At 45.1% G+C, this 22667-nt stretch carries 17 protein-coding genes and 2 rRNA genes (1 of these 19 running past the window's edge); 6 read left to right on the top strand and 13 right to left on the bottom strand.

The features are described from left to right. Positions 1–23: 23 nt before the first annotated feature. A complete protein-coding gene (locus LQZ07_RS02110; RefSeq protein WP_152782950.1) occupies positions 24–254 on the bottom strand; it encodes a hypothetical protein in 231 nt (76 codons plus the stop codon). A 139-nt stretch (positions 255–393) separates the two neighbouring features. On the opposite strand from LQZ07_RS02110, the gene torD reads away from it, so the two are divergent. The 3 genes from torD to LQZ07_RS02095 all read left to right on the top strand — a co-directional run bounded on the left by torD (position 394) and on the right by LQZ07_RS02095 (position 5555). Beyond that, the gene (torD, locus tag LQZ07_RS02105; protein WP_152782946.1) at positions 394–1005 is read left to right on the top strand and encodes a molecular chaperone TorD; all 612 of its coding nucleotides are present in this window, start codon (positions 394–396) and stop codon (positions 1003–1005) included. An 812-nt stretch (positions 1006–1817) separates the two neighbouring features. After that, positions 1818–3506 carry an NAD-dependent malic enzyme gene (locus tag LQZ07_RS02100; protein WP_152782941.1) on the top strand — a complete coding sequence of 563 codons (1689 nt, stop codon included), beginning with the start codon at positions 1818–1820 and terminating at the stop codon, positions 3504–3506. A gap of 135 nt (positions 3507–3641) precedes the next feature. Beyond that, positions 3642–5555, top strand: coding sequence for a methyl-accepting chemotaxis protein (locus LQZ07_RS02095; RefSeq protein WP_152782937.1), 1914 nt, complete (start codon positions 3642–3644; stop codon positions 5553–5555). 62 nt (positions 5556–5617) lie between these two features. On the opposite strand, the gene LQZ07_RS02090 is transcribed toward LQZ07_RS02095, so the two are convergent. The 3 genes from LQZ07_RS02090 to dctP form a co-directional block, all read right to left on the bottom strand. Continuing rightward, positions 5618–6910: a TRAP transporter large permease subunit gene (locus LQZ07_RS02090; RefSeq protein ID WP_152782935.1), complete on the bottom strand. Its 1293-nt coding sequence runs from the start codon at positions 6908–6910 to the stop codon at positions 5618–5620. A gap of 25 nt (positions 6911–6935) precedes the next feature. Further along, positions 6936–7436, bottom strand: a complete 501-nt coding sequence (locus tag LQZ07_RS02085) for a TRAP transporter small permease subunit (protein WP_152782932.1) — start codon at positions 7434–7436, stop codon at positions 6936–6938. A 78-nt stretch (positions 7437–7514) separates the two neighbouring features. Further along, positions 7515–8588 carry a TRAP transporter substrate-binding protein DctP gene (gene dctP, locus LQZ07_RS02080; RefSeq protein ID WP_016403100.1) on the bottom strand — a complete coding sequence of 358 codons (1074 nt, stop codon included), beginning with the start codon at positions 8586–8588 and terminating at the stop codon, positions 7515–7517. 246 nt (positions 8589–8834) lie between these two features. Between dctP and LQZ07_RS02075 the strand changes: the two genes are divergently transcribed. The 3 genes from LQZ07_RS02075 to LQZ07_RS02065 are packed head-to-tail and all read left to right on the top strand — an operon-like array spanning position 8835 to position 11096. Then, positions 8835–10268: a cache domain-containing protein gene (locus tag LQZ07_RS02075; RefSeq protein WP_152782928.1), complete on the top strand. Its 1434-nt coding sequence runs from the start codon at positions 8835–8837 to the stop codon at positions 10266–10268. Further along, positions 10265–10888 carry a response regulator transcription factor gene (locus LQZ07_RS02070; RefSeq protein ID WP_152782926.1) on the top strand — a complete coding sequence of 208 codons (624 nt, stop codon included), beginning with the start codon at positions 10265–10267 and terminating at the stop codon, positions 10886–10888. The genes LQZ07_RS02075 and LQZ07_RS02070 overlap by 4 nt, the downstream gene beginning before the upstream one ends. Positions 10889–10910: 22 nt before the next feature. Continuing rightward, positions 10911–11096, top strand: a complete 186-nt coding sequence (locus LQZ07_RS02065; RefSeq protein ID WP_152782924.1) for a hypothetical protein — start codon at positions 10911–10913, stop codon at positions 11094–11096. On the opposite strand, the gene LQZ07_RS02060 is transcribed toward LQZ07_RS02065, so the two are convergent. The 9 genes from LQZ07_RS02060 to LQZ07_RS02020 form a co-directional block, all read right to left on the bottom strand. Further along, positions 11093–11323, bottom strand: coding sequence for a DUF2789 domain-containing protein (locus tag LQZ07_RS02060; protein ID WP_152782921.1), 231 nt, complete (start codon positions 11321–11323; stop codon positions 11093–11095). The genes LQZ07_RS02065 and LQZ07_RS02060 overlap by 4 nt on opposite strands. Before the next feature lie 37 nt (positions 11324–11360). Then, complete coding sequence (locus LQZ07_RS02055; RefSeq protein ID WP_152782918.1) at positions 11361–12338, bottom strand: D-cysteine desulfhydrase family protein; 978 nt, start codon at positions 12336–12338, stop codon at positions 11361–11363. A gap of 57 nt (positions 12339–12395) precedes the next feature. Further along, positions 12396–14075, bottom strand: a complete 1680-nt coding sequence (locus LQZ07_RS02050; protein ID WP_152782915.1) for a DUF342 domain-containing protein — start codon at positions 14073–14075, stop codon at positions 12396–12398. Between the two features lie 338 nt (positions 14076–14413). Continuing rightward, positions 14414–16969 (bottom strand): S8 family peptidase, encoded by a 2556-nt coding sequence (locus LQZ07_RS02045; RefSeq protein ID WP_152782912.1) that lies wholly within the window; start codon positions 16967–16969, stop codon positions 14414–14416. Positions 16970–17135: 166 nt separating this feature from the next. Further along, positions 17136–17795, bottom strand: coding sequence for a hypothetical protein (locus LQZ07_RS02040; protein ID WP_152782909.1), 660 nt, complete (start codon positions 17793–17795; stop codon positions 17136–17138). A gap of 21 nt (positions 17796–17816) precedes the next feature. Then, complete coding sequence (locus LQZ07_RS02035; protein ID WP_227981404.1) at positions 17817–19028, bottom strand: flagellar assembly protein T N-terminal domain-containing protein; 1212 nt, start codon at positions 19026–19028, stop codon at positions 17817–17819. 10 nt (positions 19029–19038) lie between these two features. Next, positions 19039–19797 (bottom strand): flagellar basal body L-ring protein FlgH, encoded by a 759-nt coding sequence (locus tag LQZ07_RS02030; RefSeq protein ID WP_152782906.1) that lies wholly within the window; start codon positions 19795–19797, stop codon positions 19039–19041. 918 nt (positions 19798–20715) lie between these two features. Then, a 5S ribosomal RNA gene (gene rrf / locus LQZ07_RS02025) occupies positions 20716–20831 on the bottom strand. A 111-nt stretch (positions 20832–20942) separates the two neighbouring features. Further along, positions 20943–22667: ribosomal RNA gene (locus LQZ07_RS02020) — 23S ribosomal RNA — on the bottom strand; it runs 1165 nt beyond the window's last position.

Below are 22667 nucleotides of genomic sequence, written 5' to 3'. Positions count from 1 at the left end.
GAAATACGGGTTAAATAGAAACGTTACTGTTCAATATCCCAAGGTCTTTTTTTGGCAGCAGGCTTATGTTCAACAGCATCAAAATGCTCGTATCCATCCTTTGCACTTAGATCCGATAGGCAAATAATAATCACTATACCTAGAAGACCTGTGAGAAAACCTATAATTAGCCAAGTAACAGGATTCCGCCCCTTAATACTTGCTAAAAATGCACAAATACCAGAACACACAAGAAGAATGAGTAATGCTGTCACAACGTTTCCTCAGATAAAATCTAACTTAATAACAAAACAGTGGAGTAATTAACAATATAGTAATTAAACCTAGCTGAAGCTAGAACACTCATATATTTTGTAAGAAATTAGAAATCAAATATTCTAAAAAGGTACCGCAATGACCGCTAGTGTTAGCCAAGAAAACGAAATCCGTGCCAGCATCTATTGGTGGTTTGCAACGGTTTTTACCAAAGAGCTTGATAAGCAACAGCTTGCTTCTTATACCTCTGGTGAAGGAGCACAGCTGCTTAAGCAATTAGCAGACACAGCCGAGCTAAGCTCGGCTGTTACCATGATTAAAAATCATTTAGCAAAGTTGAGCGCCTTTAAACACCCGGAGCTAGAACTAGCAGCAGATTTTTGCCAGCAATTCTTGAGTGACAGCAAAGTAGGTGCACCACCTTATGCCTCGGTTTACCTGTCGGCCAACAAGCTGATGTTTCAAGAGCCACATGAAAAAATGCGCGCCTTGCTAGTAAGCCAAGGCCTGCAAGTTGACCCTAATTTTAATGAGCCAGCGGATCATCTTGCGATTCAGCTCGATTACCTTGGCAATTTAATTTTGCGCGATGCCCCAGCGCAGCAACAAGCTGATTTTATTAATCAGCACCTGCTGTGTTGGTTGCCACTATGGTTTGATACCTTACGCAAGGTTAGCAAAGGGGGCTTTTACCAAGGCTTTGCCGAATTACTCGTAGGCTACTTAAAATTAGAGCTAAGCGAGTTATAAGTTAAACGTGACTAGGGCCTGTTGATCTTTGGTGTTGAAATTTTATTCAAGATAAGCGGGCTTTAATCGCGGCGAGCACTTTGAAACCTAGTGGGCTAAGTGAAAAGTGTTCAACGAAGAGTAAAGTTCGCTTATCTGAACCCTTCGGGCAGCATTTCTTAGCCATTTATTCAGCGTTAGCGAGTGATTATTAAGCCCACTTAACTTCACACTCACTGCCTTGCCTAAATGGCTAATAAATTGCTGTAAAAACCATCAGCAAAGATCAACAGGCCCTAGTGTCTAGCTAGTCGCTCACTTAAAGCCATTACTCTTTATATGGCTATAGTAAGTCCTGTTGCCCGCTGTCGATATTTCATACACTTAGCCGAGCAAATGACACCAAGTTAACATTTTCACAACATTTATCTCGCATTAAAGGCAAACTATTTTATAGTTAAATTAAGTCGGTTGTCGCTTCTAGATGCCCGGGCGGTAATACCTCAACTGTTAGGCGTTACGCCCCTCCTATCTTTTAGCGGTGCCGGCTGGCCTATTTCTAAGGCCCCATAAAGCAACAATCTATCTACATTCCTTTGGTTTAATACCATTCACACTAAGTAAGTGATCAGAAATATCGCAGGAAAAACACTCGAGAATAAGGCAGGGTTTTTCGATAAGTAGTTATTCTACAATCAAAAATTCTGCCGCAGTTATCGAGTATTTTAACCAGATAGAATGAACAGTTACTTAGTACGATTGGTATAGTTCATGACCTAAACACAAATCTGTGAAAAAATACCGCTTCTTAGCCGCAGAAGATGAGCTTTACCATGGATGATAAAAAACGCCCGCTCTATATTCCTTACGCAGGTCCAGCATTACTTGAGACCCCCTTATTAAACAAGGGCAGCGCCTTTAACCAAGAAGAGCGTATTTTCTTCAATTTAGAAGGGCTGTTGCCAGAGACCATCGAGAGCATCGATGAACAAACTGAGCGTGCTTATCTGCAATATCAAAGCTTTACTAATGACTTAGACCGCCACATTTACCTGCGCAACATTCAAGATACTAACGAAACCTTGTTTTACCGTTTAGTAGAAGATCACATCACCGAAATGATGCCGATTATCTACACGCCTACCGTGGGTGCGGCCTGTGAGCAGTTCTCTAATATTTACCGCCGCTCGCGTGGTTTATTTATTTCTTACCCTAACCGCCACCGTATCGACGAGCTGCTAAACAATGCCACTCGCCACAATGTGAAAATCATTGTAGTGACCGACGGCGAACGGATCCTCGGCTTAGGCGACCAAGGTATCGGCGGCATGGGTATTCCTATTGGTAAACTATCACTGTACACGGCTTGTGGCGGCATCAGCCCCGCTTACACTCTGCCAATTGTGTTAGATGTAGGCACCGACAACCAGCAACTACTCAATGACCCCATGTATATGGGCTGGCGCCATCAACGAATTAGCGGCGATGAATATAGCGAATTTGTAGAATTATTCATGCAGGCGATAAAAGTCCGCTGGCCAGATGCGCTGATTCAATTTGAAGATTTCGCCCAAAAAAATGCCATGCCTTTATTGCAGCGTTACAAAGATCAATTCTGCTGTTTTAATGATGATATTCAAGGCACCGCGGCAGTAACCGTGGGCTCTTTATTGGCAGCCTGTAAGGCAGCTGGCTCTAACTTAGCAGAGCAACGAGTTACCTTTGTTGGCTCCGGCTCAGCAGGGTGCGGCATTGCCGAGGCGATAGTGCGGGCAATGGTGGAAGAGGGCATTAGCGAAGCGCAAGCCCGCAGCCAAATTTTTATGGTTGACCGTTGGGGCTTATTGCAAGACAACATGCCTAATCTACTCGACTTCCAACAAGCTTTGGCGCAATCAGCCGATATTCAGCAAAAATGGGGACTTAATAGCGATGCTTTGTCGCTCTTAGATGTAGTGGAGCATGGCAAGCCTACGGTACTTATTGGTGTATCTGGTGCACCAGGCGTGTTTACTCAGCAAGTGATTGAGGGCATGCATCAGCACTGCAAGAAACCTATCGTATTGCCGCTATCCAATCCCACCAGCCGGGTTGAAGCCTTGCCTGAAGACATACTGCGTTGGACCAATGGCGAAGCCTTGGTCGCGACTGGTAGTCCGTTCTCGCCGGTGAATCTAGGCGAAGATACCTTCCCTATCGCCCAGTGTAACAACAGCTATATTTTCCCAGGTATTGGCTTAGGCGTATTAGCCTGTCAGGCCACCAGAGTGAGTGACGAAATGCTCATCGCCAGCAGCCGCGCCTTAGCCGAATGCTCGCCATTAGCTAACGATGGTGAGGGAGCCTTACTGCCACCGCTTGAAGAAATTCAGCTAGTTAGCAAGCACATCGCTTACGCGGTAGCTAAAACTGCCATGCAACAAGGCTTAGCGGTTAACACCACCGACGAAGTGCTAATGCAAACTATTGAAGCCAGCTTTTGGAAACCTGAGTATCGCCACTACAAACGAACTTCTTTTTAACTACACTTAACTTCATAGTTTTCACAAAGCTACAGATTTTAAAGGTATGCGCTGGCAGCAACTTAGCCAGCGTAATCATTTTAAGTTTCCATCCTATATTACTAGCGATTGCCCGTTGGCAAGCAAGGAGAGGTAATGTTCTTCAACCAACTCACTATTCGTAAAAAGCTTACGATCACCATCGTGTTAGCAGTACTAGCTTCAACCAGCATTATCGGGGTATTCAGCCAGAATCAGGCGCAAAACATCATCGAACGCCGAATGGTTGATAAAGAACTACCCGCTCTGCTCAAGCAAATTCGCAATAGAATTGATAAAGAAGTAACAGTGTTATTGCAAGCAGCAGAGCAGCTAGCTAACAATACTTTTGTTGAAGAGCGAGTGCTGAAATCCAGTAAACCCGACTCAGAAACACAATTAATAGAATTACTTACACGCCTAAAACAACAATATGACTTAGCTGATGCGTCTGTATCTAACCGTAAAAATGCCAATTACTGGAATCAAAATGGCTTTTTAAGACAACTCTACCCCGAGCGTGATGGCTGGTTTTTTAAGTTTAGAGAATCTGGACAAGAAACCATGGTAAGTGTTTACACCTCTTCAACCGAAGAAACCAAGCTGTTTTTAAACTACCAACAGTTAAATGGCCATGTGATGTCGGGGGTGTCAAAAACCATGGAAGAGATGATCGCTTTTCTCGACAGTTTTAAAATTGAGAAGAGCGGCTTCGTATTCCTTAGTGATGGTGAGGGTGTGATTCGCCTGCATCGCAACAACGAGCTTGTTGGCAAGCTCAAGCTCACCGATGAATTTGGTCAAGCCACCTCCTCGTTACTCAACAAACAAGGCTTTAACTTGGTAGAAGTAAACTACCAAGGCCAGCAATTGTTACTAAGCTCTAGCTACATCGAGTCTATGGACTGGTACTTAATTGCCCAAGTGCCAAAAGCTGAAGTATTTGAAGAACTCAATCGCTCACGCTACTACATGATTGTCACTACCTTGCTGGTGATTGGCGTCTTTTTGTTAGTCGCCGTTTGGTTAGCGGGTACTATTACACGACCAATTGCTAAACTTGCCGATGTATTCCAAAACTTAGGTGAAGGAGAAGGTGATTTACGCCAACGCTTAGATACCGAAAGTAACGATGAAATGGCCAAACTCGCCAAAGGCTTTAATAGTTTTATCGAAAAAATCCATCGCTCGGTGAGCTCCGTAGCGCAAACTGGCGAAAACCTAGGTGACGCCTCACGCTCGGTCGCCAATCAATCTCAACGCACCCTAGAAAATACCCAACACCAACAAGATAGGGTAACTCAAGTAGCCACTGCAATTAACCAAATGGGCTCCACCGTTAACGAAATTGCCAGTAACGCGTCTCAAGCGGCAGATGCAGCACAAGATGCCGAACAAGAGTCTAATAAAGGCCAACAAGTGGTGCTGCGAGCGCGCGACAACATCATGCGCTTAGCTGAAGAAATGCAACAAGTAGCTACTGTGGTCTCTTCATTAGCCGAAAGTAGTCAATCAATTGGTGGCATTCTAGACGTTATTAGAGGCATCTCAGAGCAAACCAACTTGCTTGCACTAAACGCAGCCATTGAAGCAGCACGAGCTGGTGAGCAAGGCCGCGGCTTTGCGGTGGTAGCAGACGAAGTGCGTAACTTAGCGGGTAGAACTGCCGAGTCCACCGATGAAATTCAGCAGATGATTAACAACTTGCAGGAACAAGCCAGCCAAGCGGTTAGTGCCATTGAGCAAAGCAGTGGCATGAGTAGCCAAGGCGCCGAAGAAGCCGGGCATGCTTACTCTGCCCTACAAGAGATCTCTAAACGAGTAACCTTGATTTCTGACATGAACATTCAAGTGGCAACGGCTACCGAAGAGCAGTCTTCAGTCGTTAGTGAGCTAAACGGCAACGTTGAAGAGATTAACTTGAGTACGCAGCAGGCTACCGATACAGCATCAGAGCTTTCTCAAGCTAGCGAGTCCTTAAAACAGCTCGCCGATAAGCTGGCAGATTTAGTGGGTACGTTTAAGCTTTAAACTAAACCCCAAGCAAATAAAAAGAGGCCCTTGGGCCTCTTTTTTTGTTAACTCACTATGCACTACATGCCAAAGCCATAGAAGTCTGGGAACACCAATATCGAGGCTAATACCAATATCTGCAAAATAATAAATGGCATCACGCCTTTGTAGATATCAGTAGTTTGCACCTCGGGCGGGGCAACACCTTTGAGATAGAACAGACTAAACCCAAAGGGCGGTGTGAGGAACGAAGTCTGCAAGTTCATCGCAATTAGAATCGCAAACCAGGTTAAATCAATGCCCAAAATCTCGGCCACTGGGTACAACATAGGCACCACAATAAATGAGATTTCAACAAAGTCGATAAAGAAGCCCAAAATCAAAATCACAATCATGGTTAAGATTAAGAAGCCCCATTTCTCACCCGGTAAGCTAGTCATCACTTCTTCAATGACTTCTTCACCACCAGTGTAAGAGAACACCATAGAGAAGGCCGTTGCACCAATGAAGATAGCAAATACCATCGAGGTAACTTTTACCGTTTCAATAGCCGCTTCGTAGATAATCTTCCAAGAAAACTGGCGGTAGATTATCGATAAAAGAATTGCACCAATGCCGCCAATAGCAGAAGACTCGGTTGGCGTAGCAATACCGTAAAAAATCGAACCAAGTACTGCAATCATTAGGGCTAAGGGTGGAGCAATGGCTTTAAAGGCATTCCAACAAGGTTGCACGCCATGGCCTGCAGCTTCATCTTTAGGTAAAGCAGGAGCGGCTTCTGGGCGAATAAACGATACCCCTAGAACATAGATGATGAAGGCGCCTACCAACACTGCGCCAGGCAGTAGTGCAGCTTTAAACAAATCGCCTACTGGCACCCCCATTACATCACCAAGAATGATCAAGATGATAGAGGGAGGAATAATTTGTCCAAGCGTACCAGAGGCACAAATAACCCCAGTGGCTAAGCGCTTATCGTATTTATATTTAAGCATTACTGGCAAGGAGATAACCCCCATTGCCACTACAGAGGCACCAACCACACCGGTAGACGCAGCAAGTAGCGCGCCTACCAAAATAGTCGATACCGCCAAACCACCTCGCACCCGGCCAAACAATTGGCCCATGGCTTCAAGCAGCTGTTCAGCAAGGCGGGTTTTCTGCAATACAATGCCCATGAAAATGAACAGTGGTACGGCCATTAATACCGAGTTTTGCATGATGCTCATTATGCGATAAGGCATAAAAGCAAATAGATCGATACCTTCGGCAAAGATACCAAATACTAGTGCAACACCGCCAAATACAAAGGCGACTGGAAAACCAGTGAGCAGCATTAGCAAGGCCACGAAAAACATGACAATCCCAATCATGACAACTTCCTTTTCTTGTTATGAGCTAGGCGTTACTTCGCAGCTGAATGAGGTTTTTGAGTAACATTCCAAAGCCACTTATGGCGAGGCATATAGCCGAAATTGGAATCATTGATTTAATTATCCAGCGGTAGGGTAAGCCACCCGGATCGCCGCTGGTTTCTCCTAAGTTGTAAGCCTCTAAGGCAAAGTCGTAACCGTACCAAGCAATCAAGCCACAAAAAGGGAACAAGAAAAATACGACGCCTAGGCTGTCAATCCAAGCACGTTTACGCGCCGCTAATTTGTCGTAGATAATATCTACCCGCACATGGCCTTCGGCCTGCAGCGTAGAGGCAATTCCTAATAAAAACATGGCAGCAAACAAGTGCCATTCTAACTCTTGCATACCAATAGAACTGGAGCGAAAAAAGTAACGCATGACTACGTCATAAAAAATGTTTACTAACATTAGCAGCATTAACACCGCGGTGAGGCCTGCTATACCCTTGGAAAATCCATCTACCGCTCGTTGCAAACGCAACATCCCTAGCCTCCCAAGCAAAGTAATTGCTTTTTTGGTTTAGCTGATGGAGCTACAGCCAAGCTGCAGCCCCATTCTCTACTACAAACCTTCAGTACTGTTTAAGTAACCTTGTTCTGAAATTGCTGTGTAGGCACGAACTTGTTTCATGTATTGCTGTTGTGACTCAATGATCTTAGCGGCCATTGGGTCTGCAGCAGCTTTCTCTTTTAACAAGTCATCGTTAGCGTTTTTAAGTGCTTTGATAACTTCTGCAGGGAAAGTTTTAACCTGAATATTCGGGTATTCTTGCAACATGGTTTGCCAGTTTTTGGCGCTTTCAGCATACGAATGAATAAACATATCGTAAGCTGCTTTACGCATCGCAACCGCTAGTATTGCCTGTAAATCTTCTGGCATTTTTTCGAGTTTTTTCTTGTTAGCAATAAACATCAACTCGGTAGCTGGCTCGTGCCAACCCATGTAGTAGTAAGGGGCGATTTTGTGAAAGCCCATGCGTAAATCTAGAGAAGGACCCACCCACTCAAGAGCGTCGATAGTATTACGCTCAAGTGCGGTATATAACTCACCTGGCGGAATGTTTACTGGCGTTGCGCCTAACTTAGCTAATACTTCGCCGGCAAAACCTGGAATACGCATTTTTAGGTTTTGTAGGTCTTCAACTGAGTTAATCTCTTTACGGAACCAACCGCCCATTTGCACCCCAGTGTTACCGCCAGGGAAAGGTACCAGGTTATGCTCTGCGTATACTTGATTCATCAAGTCTTGTCCGCCACCATACTGCAGCCACGCGTGTTGCTCTGGTGCATTCATACCAAATGGCATGGTAGTGAAGTAAAGGGTGTTTGGCACCTTACCTTTATAGTAATAAGACGCGGTGTGGCCTAAATCGTACTGGCCACTTTTAACCAAATCAAATACACCAAAAGGTGCTTTGTGTTTGTTTGAAGAGTCAACGCGGATCTTTAAGCGGCCGTTAGACATCTCATCGGCCATTTTCACCATGTTTTTTACTGCATCGCCAAAAACTGGGAAGTTAGGGCCCCAGGTTTCAGCCAGTTTTAGTTTGTATACTTTGTCGGCAGCTACGGCAGCCGAACTAAACGCAATAATCGCAGAAGCCAGCAGGGTTTTACTGCAGAGGGACTTAAGCATGTTGTTCTCCCTTTCGTTGTTTTTTCCATTGTTGGTTAGATGTTTTAAATGTAAACCAACTGCTTAATGGTCACCTTTAATGTTAGCGAGTTGTTACAATAAAACCTATCCGGCAATACACGGTTTTTTTCTACGTAAGATCACGTACAGGCTAGACTTTGGTAGAAGCGAGAGCTAGATCACTATTTTTGAAAAATCGCATAAATTAACATATAGTTAACATTCTCTTAGTTAGGCCGTCACGAGATGTGGTCCCTCAAATTTAAAATTATCCTGTTATCTATTGTTCCTTTGCTTTGTGTTACCGCATTAATTGCCACCTTGGTTTTTAAGCAATCTTCCATCCTAACTGAGCAACAATTAGCGCTAATTAAAGAAAACATCATGCGCAGCAAAACCCTAGAGCTGCAAAACCACATAGACCAAGCTTTTGCCAGCATTCGTGACATATACGAACCTGCAGCAGCCGACGATGAGAGAGCCAAACAACAGGTAAGAGAATTGCTCAACCGTTTACGCTTTGCCGAAGACGGCTACTTCTTTGCTTACACCCTTAAAGGCGTCAACTTGGTTCATCCCATTCAGCCGGAATTAGTCGGGCAAAATTTGTGGGACTTTAAGGATTCTGAGGGCACCTACCTCATTCAAGACTTAATTGCACAAGCCAAAGCAGGCGGCGGTTTTAGTAACTATTTGTGGGAAAAACCCAGCACCGGAAAGCGAACTAAGAAACTGGGTTACGTAGTGATGCTAGATAAATGGCAATGGATGTTTGGCACCGGCGTGTATTTAGATGATGTAGATGTGGAGCTAGCAAAGCTTGAAGCGCAAACCCAAAACAACATTAATCGCACTTTTATTTGGTTGTTCATAATCACCACTATTTCGGGGATTTTAATCGCCTTTTTGGGGGCATCTTTAAATATTTCAGAGCACAAGCTGGCCGACAAAAAGCTCAAAGAACTCACCCAACGAATTATTGATTCACAAGAGCAAGAACGCCAACGGGTATCGCGCGAATTGCATGACGGTATTAACCAATTATTGGTTTCCATTAAGTATCGCTTAGAAAGCGCCACAGAATGTAACAGCACCCCTAGCTCGGTCAGTGACAGCCTCAATCAAGGATTACATACCATTAACGAAGCGATTGGTGAGATACGTCGTATTTCAAAAGACCTCCGCCCCAGCGTACTAGATGACTTAGGTTTAGCTGCCGCATTGGGAGGTTTTTGCCAGGAATTTGAACACCGTACAGGAATAGATGTGTTTTTAGAGTGCGACATTGATAATCTAAACCTTCCATCTACCGTGGAAACAACCTTCTATCGGATTACCCAAGAAGCCTTACAAAATGTCGAAAAACATGCGCAAGCAGATACAGTAGACATAGTGCTAAGCCAGCAAGCTAAATTGTTGGTGATGAAGATTAGGGACAATGGCACTGGTTTTGTAATGGGTAAAAAGGTACGACGCCATTCGATAAAAGAGCTTACTCGTCGCCCAGAGCTGGCCAGTAGTTGTTTGGGTTTACGCAATATTTTTGAACGGATTGCCCACATCGATGGTCAAGTAGATGTAGATAGCAAATTAGGAGAAGGGACACTGATCACCATAAAAGTACCGCTATATGAAGTAGAGAAAACTATACCCGCCACAATTCAAGAGCAAACGGTATGACCTCAATTCTATTGGTGGACGATCACCCCTTAGTACAAGATGGCCTCAAAATGCGACTGGAGGCTAACCCTGGCTTTTCCGTTGTAGGTACAGCAGCTGACGGCGAGCAAGCGCTTACCATGGCGCAACAACTGAACCCAGACATAGTATTAACCGACATTAATATGCCTAAGTTAAATGGCATTCAGCTGCTGGAGGCTCTTTCAGAGCAAAGCCCTAACAGCAAAGTGGTGATGTTAAGCATGCACGACAATAAAGAATACGTGCAAAACGCCATGCGTAATGGCGCTAAGGGTTACTTGCTCAAAGATATTGCGTCTAGTGAACTGATTAGCGCATTGGAAGCAATTGCCAATGGTGGACGCTACATTAGCGCTGGCGTATCGAAGCTGTTATTTGATAACGAGCCTAGTGCTAGCAAAGCCAGTTTAACCAAGCGCGAGCAGCAGGTATTGCGCTTGCTGGCCACCGGTTGTGGCAATAAGAAAATCGCTGATAGCCTGTCGATAAGCATTCGAACCGTAGAAACCCATACTTTAAAAATTCGTAGAAAGCTGGAATTAGATAGCAGTGCAGCCATGATTAAATACGCCATAGAACACTATGGTAGCGATAGTTAATTAAGCACTTAAAGGGGCAAGCTTGAATCAATCCGTAAAAATTAGGCCACAGTTTGAAGAGCCACCTGTTACCCAGCAGCCAAAGCAGCAAGTTCACTTCGTGAGTGGATCTTGTAAAGCAAGCGCCAGCAATACTCTCGCTTGTGACTTTAGCGCCACCCTAGAGCTGGCTTTACGTTGTTTAGAAAAACACAAAAAATACAACTAGCGCAGCATTACATCCAGTTGATCTACAAGTTCTGCCCAGTCAGCATCTTGCTGCACTGCTTCTAATAAAAATGCGGCCTGAGTGGGTGTCCAAAAAGCCGCTAGATGCAATGGCACTTCACTCGGTATCGGGGCATGTTCTGCCACAAACTCAGCGATGGCATTAATTGAAGGATCTAAACCAAGCTGGGCGAACAAATCACTTAAGGTGTGAATAGCAGATTCCATCACTTACTCTCCTTTCTCCTATTGAATTTAGTTGGCATTAAGATAACAAGTCATCAGCATAAGCGAACAATGCGGGTGTTCCACCAGTGTGCCAAAACAATACGTTTTGATCAGATCTATAAGCCCCTTGGCGCACTCTAGCAATTAAACCCGCCATCGCTTTAGCGGTATAAACTGGGTCTAATAAAATACCTTCGGTTTCAGCCAGTAGCATAATCGCTTCGCGCTCTGCATCGCCAATGATGCCGTACCCTTCACCGAGGTAGTTGTCATCTAAACAAACCTCATTAGCGGTAAAAATCTTATCCAAGGCAAATTGTTTAGCCGCACTATTAGCTAAATCGGCAATAGTTTGATTAAAGCTTTGCTGCCCATGATTTAGCTTGTCGATATTAATGCCACGCAAATTTACCTCTAAACCTAACTCAGCCTTAGCCAACATTAAACCTGCATGGGTTGCACCTGAGCTAGAAGCAAATACTATTTCATCCAGTTCATCAATTTGCTGCTGCAGTTCATGCAATGCAGCTGTAAACCCTAAGCTGCCTATGGCATCAGAACCACCGTAAGGAACAACATAAGGATTCATACCTTTTTGCATAAGTTGCTGTGCTAGCTCTTCAATGCCCTCGCCTTTACGCTGTTGGCCAGCCCAAATAATGGTTGCGCCGAAAAGCTTGTCTAACAACACATTACCTTGAGCGAGGGTTGGTGCACTGCCACCTAGCAACAAATAACAGGGTAAATTAAGCTTAGCCGCAGCAGCGGCCGTTTGACGACAATGATTGGATTGAGCTGCGCCTGCAGTAATGATGCAATCGGCCTTCTGCTGCATGGCATCGCCTAACAAAAACTCCAGCTTACGCACTTTGTTTCCACCCAAGGCTAGGCCACTTAAGTCATCGCGTTTTATATAGATTTGCGGACCGGCAAGATGCGCGGAGAGGTTGCTTAATGGATGAACAGGCGTGGGAAAGAAGCCTAAAGATTGTCTGGGCTGATGTTGCCAATTCATGCTATTTCCCTTTTGTTAGATTAACCTTACTTAAGCCGTTAAAAGGGAAAAGAGCAACTATTTTTTTCCGGGGGTTAAAGGCGTGAAAGTCATTTTCCCGTCTTCATATTTAGTTTCGGTTGGCCCATATTCACGGTTAGTAAATAGCTTATGACCAACTATGTCTAAGCGTACATTGGGATGCAGCTCTTTTTTAACCGTAAGCCTCGCATTAGAGAAGAACTGATCTTCCATCTGCTGGTTGTAATCGAGGGCAAAGTCTATTTGAACTAACTCTTGACGAGTATGATGCAAGGTAGCCGAGAGCTTGTCGGCCATGCCCTCTTCGCGATCTTCTTGCTTAGTTGAGCCCAACTTCATTTGAGCATCGAGTACCTTGCTCAGCTTATCATGCAAGGTGTGTTTGATATTGTTTAGGCTACGTCGCTCTTCTTGAATATCATCAAAATCACCAGAGATAGTAAGTTGCGTGGCAGTACCCGCTGTGGCGCCTAATACCACCGCGCTAATCTCTCCACCGGCATCAATTGAGCCACCAACCAAAGTGCCACGTAGGCCACTGGCATCGCTCACGGTGACTTTGCCATCGGTTTCTATCTTGCTATGCAGAAGTTGGCTGGTAATAGTGACATCTTTACCTGCATCAATATGTGAATACTGAACAAAGGTAGCGTGTAACTCGCCCTTAGCATTAATGGTGCAAGAATAATTTTCATCGCCTTCCATCAAACGATGACCAATCACTCCTTTGCCAACTACCACATCGCCACCGGCGGTAATACTAGCAGACTCAACAAAGCCATTAATGTGCACGTCGCCAGAGGCTTTTACCTTCATGCCGTCACCAACATTTCCAGTAATCAGCACGCTCCCGGCAAAATCAACGTGTCCGTAGCTTACATCGACACTCTTAATCGACAATACATCGTCGACTTTCATGCCATTTTCTATCTCAAGCGGTAAGCCGGTTCTATCGGCCAGTATTAAATTTGCGTCATTTACGGCAATTTTGGTGCCTTCGCCTACAGTGAAGGGCACTTCATGTCCTTGCTTAAAGGGAAGTTCTTCACCACAAACATTTTTGCCCGCCTGACCATGAGTATGAGGATGTCGACGCATTAGCTCTACATCAGGCTCTACCGTTTCCAAATTACCTAAGTCGCGCATGTCTACTCGACCATCTTCGGTTTCTTTAGGTTTTAATAAACGTTCTTTAGGGGTAGCGACAAATCGTTCAAAGCGGCTGTCTTCGCCATCTACAGATTGGCGGCCAAGGGCAACCACTTTTTTAATTTTCACGCCGGGATCAGCTTGTTTGGCCGCAGCTAACAAGGCCAAGGCTCGTTTTTTTTGTAAACCAAACACCACGCCAGCTTCTTGCATGGCGCTAACTAAATCACCCTGAGAAATAGGATTGCCGCCATAAGCAGCAGTAATGGTGGCGCGCGCTACCATTTTATCTTCAGAAACATCGATGGTGACTTCGGCATTGCGAATGTTGGCTAACTTAACAAAAGTCTGCCCCCATTGCTCAATTAGGTCTGGAGATTCACGTAATTCAGCAAACTTAGCGACGGCGTCATCTATCGCCTCTTCATCAACTAAGTAATCACCAAAATTAGAGCGAAGAATTAAAGCTTTCACGTCGCTAACACTTACGTGTGATTCTTGAGGTGTTATCTCAATTAGTGCCGCTAATTTATCTTGGGATAAACGTAAACAGCTTAACTCCAGCATTCAATCCCCTTAACTTAATCCTTAGCTGCCAAATAATTAATTACTTAAGACAGCGCTTTCAACCTCATTATGCCTTGCAGCAGGTTGTTAACCAATACTAGCCTAAGCTTTAGTTTTCAACTAATTGAACTAGATCTGAATTTACTAATTTGAATTATCACACTACCGCAAAAATGCTCAAGCACAAACAAATTCAGTAATTTGTATGTCAAATATGATAATGAATGAGCACGCTTGTTTATAACACCATGCAGCATTACACAAACAAGCACCGGCTAGTTGGCAAAACGAGAAACAGCAGCCTTGCGCACTAGAGCGCAAGGCCTTATATGGAAAGACTATTGCTTGAGCAGCTTATAGTTTAAAACCTGGTTTGTGAGGTCTTCGGTGGTGATAGGCTCAACACTTAAACTTAAACCATTTACGTTGGCACTTACCTCCACCGGAGTAATATTATTTCGCACCGGATAGGCTCCACACAATTCACCTTCATCACAAATAATGTGGTCGTTATCAAGGTCGGTAGTTACGTACAAACGGTAACTTCCTGCAGAAACTTGAGAGAAGTTGAAGTTAAATACGCCATTTCTCATTGAAGATTGCTGGCTATACTTCTGCTGACCGGTTTCACTGTCTAACAGCAATACGTAAACTAGTCCGTTATCACTGGCCTGCTGAGTAGTCACCACCATAGACACCGCCACAATGTGTTGCGAGCTGTCTGAACCAGTAATGATAATATCAGCGCTGTAGTTACCGTCACTTAAACCATCGCGATTAACCTCAACAGTATAGGTCCCTAAACCGCTACCATCTGCTGCACTAGAATCTACCGTTAACCAAGCCGCTTGTTCTTCTACTCGGGTAACAGTAAGCGCATTTGGACCAATTGATTGAATTGTAAAACTTGATTCACTTTCTAATGCACTTAAGCTGATTTGGCTAATGTTTAGACTCAAATAGCTACGGTCTGGGTCAATTTCATCTAACTGGCTTTGCACAGCTTTTTCAGCGTTAAACAAGCCATAGCCAAAAGAAGAATCTCTACCACTGCTACCTATGTCATCACTTAACTTGCCGTTTGCTAGCAAGGCTAAAAAGCTAGTGGTATTCAGCTCTGGGTTAACCTGCTTCATCAACGCTACGCCACCTGCTACATGAGGCGCAGCCATACTGGTACCATTTAGATTTTGATAGCTGGCGCCTAGACTACTGCCATTCTCGTCAACGTAGGTACTGTAAACGCCATCACCATAACCATCGCCATTTAAATCGACGCTGCTATTACCGCCAGGTGCAGCAATATCAATATATGAACCGAAGTTTGAATAGCTAGTTAGTTGCTTGCGAGCATCTACTGCACTTACACCAATCACATTGTCAAAGGCAGCTGGGTAGCTAGATTGCGAAGTGCTTTCATTGCCTGCAGCAGCAATAACAATAACTCCCTGACCTACAGCGCGTTGTACTGCGCTGTTAAATGTGGAATCTGAAACTTCACCACCTAAACTCATGTTGATAACATCTGCGGTTTTATCTGGCAAACGACCTGAAGCATTGCTTAAGCCAGCAGCGTACAAAACAGCTTGGCTGATATCAAAAGTTGTACCACCTCTATAACCTAATACTCGCAAATTCATAATCTTAGCATCGGGTGCTACACCCGCAACACCCACTGAATTATTGGTTTGAGCAGCAATAGTGCCCGCAACGTGAGTACCGTGCCAAGAAGAACTGCCATTGGGGTTACTTTGGTCACCCGGGTCTTCCGGGTCACTGTCAATTCCGTCGCCATCTAAAGAGATCTCGGTGCTAGAAATAAAATCCATGCCGTCATTAGTCAGCTGGGCATTTAAATCTGGATGACTTTGGAATATCCCAGTATCAAGCACTGCTACCACTACATCACTAGTTGATTGCCCCTGCATGGCTTGCCAAGCCGCGCTTAACCCAATTTGTTCATAGTGCCATTGTCGTTCTACTAGTGGGTCGTTAGAAAACGCACTGGCTTGGTACAAGTAGTTTGGCGTAACTACATCGCTACCTAAGCGATACTTCATTTCTTTAATTTTTTGAAGGGTTCGTTTCTTAGCTAGGTAGTCAGCGTTTGAACTTGCTTTCAAACCGCTCGGTAAAACAGAACTGCTAGCCCTTGCTAGCGTAGCTAATTCGTCATCCCGATACAGGCTCATGCTTGGACCCGTAACGAGAAGGGACAGCTCATAATTTTGAGTACTCGCAGCACTCAGTGGTGACTGATTACTCTGAATAATCATTTCATCCACCATGAATTGATGCTGAGTCCTTAGGCTGGTGCTTTCGGGGATATTCTGCTGATTTTGATCAATGAGACGCAGTGTATAAGGGCCTCTAGAGCGTAATTGATTACCGAGGTAAGCCTCGACCACCACGTAGTAGCTGTCGCTAACGGTGACTTGAATAAGCTCAGTCTTATTGGTGCCAATAGAGCTATCAACTTCTATTTCATCACTCACTCGATATAGTGAAAGATCAAAGTCGTTATTAACTTCTTCTGTTTCCCAGTCTGCGATTTCCAAGAACAAAGTTTGACCAGCTTCTAAATCAACCCGATAAATATCTATCGAGTCATTCATGTTGAAAAACCTATCGCCGCTCACACCGGTAAAGTGGCTAGCTAAATAGCCACTCACCACAGCAATAGGAGGGAGAGCTTGCGCAGTGCTGGCTGTATTATTAGAGGCATAATATGCATTGGGGTCATTCACGTCGCTGTCTACAACGGTATTGGTGAGCACATTAGCGGTACCACTGAGTGAATATCTTGGACTATCATCTACTACTGTAGAGTCACCACCACCTCCACCACAAGCAAACAAAGCTATGCTAAGTAATACCGCTACTATCGCTTTCATATATTCCCTTACATCTACTATTTAGCGCTGTATATATACTACGCACTATATAGTCACAATTATATTAGGCTTATGTAAAGAAAGTGAAAATTTTGCCAAACCTATGCGACATTGTTGTGATGAGCCAAGCAGTAACAGCGCACAATGCTAAAGTTACCTGGAAAACTTAGGTATTTGCCTTATCCCGCTTTAGTAGCTCATCATTTTGAACCGCGCTGTCACCCTGCAACATAGCCTTTGGAATAGCCCCTTTAGTAGGCACACTTTTGCCCTCTTGGCTAACCCCGGTTGCAGCGCTACCAGTTTGGCTTGCCGCAGCTATTTGCTGGCTGCCTTCGGCGACAATATCAGCACTTGCTAAAGCCGCTTGCTCGGCCAGCTCTTCGGCAGTAGGTAATACTTGAGTAGCACTTGGATCACCCGACATACCAGCAACAAGAGCAGCAGCAATACCTTGGCCTAACTCCGTAAATTGCTTTTCAATATCGGCACGCAATACGCTTTGTAATAAATCAGTACCCGCTAAGCCTGCCGCCACTGGATTGCCAGAGGCTAACCCCATGCCTATGTCCATAGCGGCGGGAGCCACGTCCATAATGCCAACATCCACCGTACCCTCGGCTTTGTCGCCTGTGTTTGTAGCCGTAGCCAGCGCTTCAGTGTTTTGCTGAGTATCGCTTTTTGGGCTTAAAGCATCTTGTAGCTTTTGAGTAAAACTAGTGTCTGATTTTACTTCACTGGCTTGCTGATTGTTCACCTCAATCAACTTAGGTTTATAATCTAGGCTATTGGTTGCGAGCGGGGTGTTGCTATAAGAAGTTGTCATATTCTTCTCCTTCAATATTGATTATTGCGTGTTTTCAGTAAGGGCGAACGGATCATCTGTAACCGCCACCAATACATCGCGAATCTGTATGTTGGCCATGTCGGAATAGCGCTCCGTCGCTAATACCGCGCGGTCAGATTGCACCGACACTACCGTTAGTTGAGTTTGGTCTGCGTTAAATATAGGGCCGCGCAGCCCTCCATCTAAATGCATTAAGTACTGCTGCCTAACCAACTCAAACTTGTCACCTTTACGTACACCATTCGTTTGTCCAATGTTGATTACCACTTGTCCGTTATACAGCCCAACAACCGTTGCCAAACTTTGGCGGCAATAGAGTGCATCCTCAACGTCACTAACTGATTGGTCGATGTAGGAGTCAATCAACTTGCCATACTCTGAGGACCAAAAGGTTTCACCCGTAACGTCCAACTTCATCGTCACGTCGAATGGCCATTCTCGATTAGACCCGTAATTTTTACGGAGTACCGTTTCTCCATTGATGCCATCAATCACATAGAGTTTTACTTGAAAGTTGCGCAGTTTAACGGTGTTTTTCATGCCGAGTAGGTTAGTAGTGGTTTCGTTGTAGCTCGACATGTCATTGATTTTGCCAAACAAAATATATTGCACGTCGTACTGTTGAGATAAGCTGCGTGCTACTTTGAGCATTTGCGGTTCTATGTCATTAGCATAGCGGCCATCAAACGCTATTTGGCGAGTCATTAAGTGCCGGGCATCAACCCTTTTACTCTTTGATTTAAATCGGTGAAATAGGCGCTGCGAGACTTCTTCAGGTGTTCTATAAACCCCACCAAGCTGGGCATGTTCGCGCTTCTGCAATTGAAAAGGCCCAACAAACAAGGTTTTAGCGTAGCTATCTTTCTCGCAGGTATTTAAAGGAAATATGTCAGCGGCCACTTTGACCGTCATTTGATCATCAATAATGGTCTCAACCATTAGCTTCATGTCATACACTTCGCCATTAGTACGCACCGTTAGTTCATCGGTTTCCAACACGCCAGACTTCACCACTTGCAGTGACTTTACACTGGCACCACCGCGATACATTAAGGTTAACAAAGCGTCTTGGATAGCCTGCTGACGAGCTTTATCTACTTGGCCGTCAACGATCTTGGCTTGGCCCTCACCCTCGAACCAAATAGCGTAACTGGGCAAAGTGATGCCCATTAACGTCAGCAGACACACGCAAACTCGTAAAAATTTAGACATAATTAACGCCCTACAGTGGCCACATACTTCCGCCTAGGAATGAAGATAACCAGCCTTGCGTTTGCACGTCAGCGTGATCACCAGTGCCACTAAACTCGATACGCGCATCGGCCACCTGGTAGGAACCAATCGAGTTGTCTTCTCCAACGTCTAACGGCCGCACAATACCGGTAAAGCGCATGTACTCTTTACCATTGTTGATTACTAGCCACTTTTCACCACGTACAACCAAATTACCGTTGTTCAGGATGTCGACCACCGAAACGGTAATTCTGCCTGACAAACGATGACGCTGATCAGCATCTGAAGATCCGTCAAAATCTTGTTTTTGCTTCATTTCTAGCTCGACCACACGTCCGTTAATCGTTAGATTCCCGCCCGGCACAGTAACCGGATCAAGCTTATAGCTGTTCTCTTTACCAAGGTTTGAACTGGCCGATTTAGTCGCGGTGGCTTCCTCCTCCAAAAGCACTGTAATGGTGTCGCCTAGTGCAAAAGGTGGGGTATAACTATATAAGCTGCGTGAAGTATTGCTGTTAAACATCGAGCCGTTAATAATCACTTGATCCGCAGCTGGGCTAGGTTCAATAGGTGCATAAAAGGGATCATCGGGGATCGGAGAACGGCTATCGGTGCTTACTGTGACTTGGCGTTGATTGCGGTCTTCTCGCTCTTGAACGTTCTCCGCAACTTCTTCTACACCATCTACAATTGACGAACATGCTGACAGCAACAATACATTGCACAACATCACTACTCTGGTAATCATTGGTCTATTCCTACTTACGTTAGTTTCCGTTTACCGTTCTCTTTCCACTTGCTTTAACCTAGGCCCGAGCTTTTTATCTCGTTTATTGTAATTAGTTACCTAAGAAAGCCTTAGGCCACAAATAGCAAAGCAAATGCCACTAACGTCAGTAGAAACATATCCTTACGATAATCTAGCTGACAAAATCTTTACCTAACCGACAACATTCCGTCGTTTTTGCCGCTTTTAGCTAGGCACGACACAAAATGCAAATTAAATGCCACTAAATTAATAAAACTCAGTATTTTATAATGTTTATATAAATTGATATAAATTTTAATTCACTGCAGCCGATACAGCTTAGGTTGAGCAGAAAAACTAAGTTTTAGTCAAATAATCGGCAAAACTTACCTCAAGCCGGATAAAAGCTGCCTTTTTGGTTTTCGATCTAGGCAAAGATTGCCTAGTAACTCTTACCGTAATGCTAGAAACCAACCAGCCTTAAAGTAAAAAGCGCTCAAAACAATTAGTTAAATACGGTTTCAACGAACTCAACTTTTGCATCTCAATCAAGCTGGATCACTTAGCTAGGAGATGGCCTTCCAACAACTTACCAACTTCACGTTCATAAGCCTTTAGAACTGCAACCATTAAGCGCGACCAATGATGAAAGCGCTCTTTAACAAAAATGAGAGATAGGGAAGGGGGGATGATATGCCTGAGGGACTAAACTGCAGGCAATAAAAAAGCCCTCGTCGTTAGACGAGGGCTTAGTATGAGAGCCTGGCGGTGGTCAGGTGCGCAGCATAGCTGCTTCCGCTTCGGCGGAACAAAACTGCATTTTGTATTTATCCGCCTCCGCCCTACTTTTGAAAGCTGGCCACGCTAAACACAAACAAAAAGGGCTTCCCAATCGGGAAGCCCTTTTCGATAATGAGAGCCTGGCGGTGACCTACTTTCACATGGGGAAGCCCCACACTATCATCGGCGCAGTTGCGTTTCACTTCTGAGTTCGGCATGGAGTCAGGTGGGTCCACAACGCTATTGCCACCAGGCAAAAACTGTTGTCTTTAACATTCGAAAAAGCTGAAACATCTCATGAGCACTAACAAGTATTCATGGTTTCTAAAATAAAGTATCTATAAGCAACACCCTTTAGGTGTTGTATGGTTAAGCCTCACGGGTAATTAGTACAAGTTAGCTCAATGCCTCACAGCACTTACACACCTTGCCTATCAACGTTGTAGTCTCCAACGGCCCTTCAGAGGACTTAAAGTCCTAGTGAGAATTAATCTCGAGGCCTGCTTCCCGCTTAGATGCTTTCAGCGGTTATCAGTTCCGAACGTAGCTACTGGGCAATGCTATTGGCATAACAACCCAAACACCAGCGGTTCGTCCACTCCGGTCCTCTCGTACTAGGAGCAGCTCCCCTCAATTCTCAAACGCCCACGGCAGATAGGGACCGAACTGTCTCACGACGTTCTAAACCCAGCTCGCGTACCACTTTAAATGGCGAACAGCCATACCCTTGGGACCGACTTCAGCCCCAGGATGTGATGAGCCGACATCGAGGTGCCAAACACCGCCGTCGATATGAACTCTTGGGCGGTATCAGCCTGTTATCCCCGGAGTACCTTTTATCCGTTGAGCGATGGCCCTTCCATACAGAACCACCGGATCACTATGACCTACTTTCGTACCTGCTCGACGTGTCTGTCTCGCAGTTAAGCTGGCTTATGCCATTGCACTAACCGTATGATGTCCGACCATACTTAGCCAACCTTCGTGCTCCTCCGTTACTCTTTGGGAGGAGACCGCCCCAGTCAAACTACCCACCAGACACTGTCCGCAATCCCGATAAGGGACCAACGTTAGAACATCAACACTACAAGGGTGGTATTTCAAGGTCGGCTCCACGTCATCTAGCGACAACGCTTCAAAGCCTCCCACCTATCCTACACATGTAGGGTCAATGTTCAGTGTCAAGCTGTAGTAAAGGTTCACGGGGTCTTTCCGTCTAGCCGCGGGTACACCGCATCTTCACGGCAATTTCAATTTCACTGAGTCTCGGGTGGAGACAGCTTGGCCATCATTACGCCATTCGTGCAGGTCGGAACTTACCCGACAAGGAATTTCGCTACCTTAGGACCGTTATAGTTACGGCCGCCGTTTACCGGGGCTTCGATCAATAGCTTCGCGCGAACGCTAACCACATCAATTAACCTTCCGGCACCGGGCAGGCGTCACACCGTATACGTCATCTTTCGATTTAGCACAGTGCTGTGTTTTTAATAAACAGTTGCAGCCAACTGGTATCTGCGACTCTCAGCAGCTTAGGGAGCAAGTCCCATCACCATCAAGAGCGTACCTTCTCCCGAAGTTACGGTACCATTTTGCCTAGTTCCTTCACCCGAGTTCTCTCAAGCGCCTTGGTATTCTCTACCCAACCACCTGTGTCGGTTTGGGGTACGGTTTCGTATAATCTGAAGCTTAGAGACTTTTCCTGGAAGCAGGGCATCAACCACTTCGTGTCCGTAGACACTCGTCATCAACTCTCAGCGTAATGTAAACCCGGATTTGCCTAAGTTTACCGCCTACTGCCTTTCACGTGGACAACCATCGCCACGCTGGCCTAGCCTTCTCCGTCCTCCCATCGCAATTATACGAAGTACAGGAATATTAACCTGTTTCCCATCGACTACACTTTTCAGTCTCGCCTTAGGGGCCGACTCACCCTGCCCTGATTAACATTGGACAGGAAACCTTGGTCTTTCGGCGAGGGGGCTTTTCACCCCCTTTATCGTTACTCATGTCAACATTCGCACTTCTGATACCTCCAGCAAACCTTACGATCCACCTTCAACGGCTTACAGAACGCTCCTCTACCGAGC

The organism is Agarivorans sp. B2Z047 (assembly GCF_023373605.1).
Lineage (GTDB): Bacteria > Pseudomonadota > Gammaproteobacteria > Enterobacterales > Celerinatantimonadaceae > Agarivorans > Agarivorans albus.
This window is presented reverse-complemented; position numbering and strand designations above follow the sequence as displayed.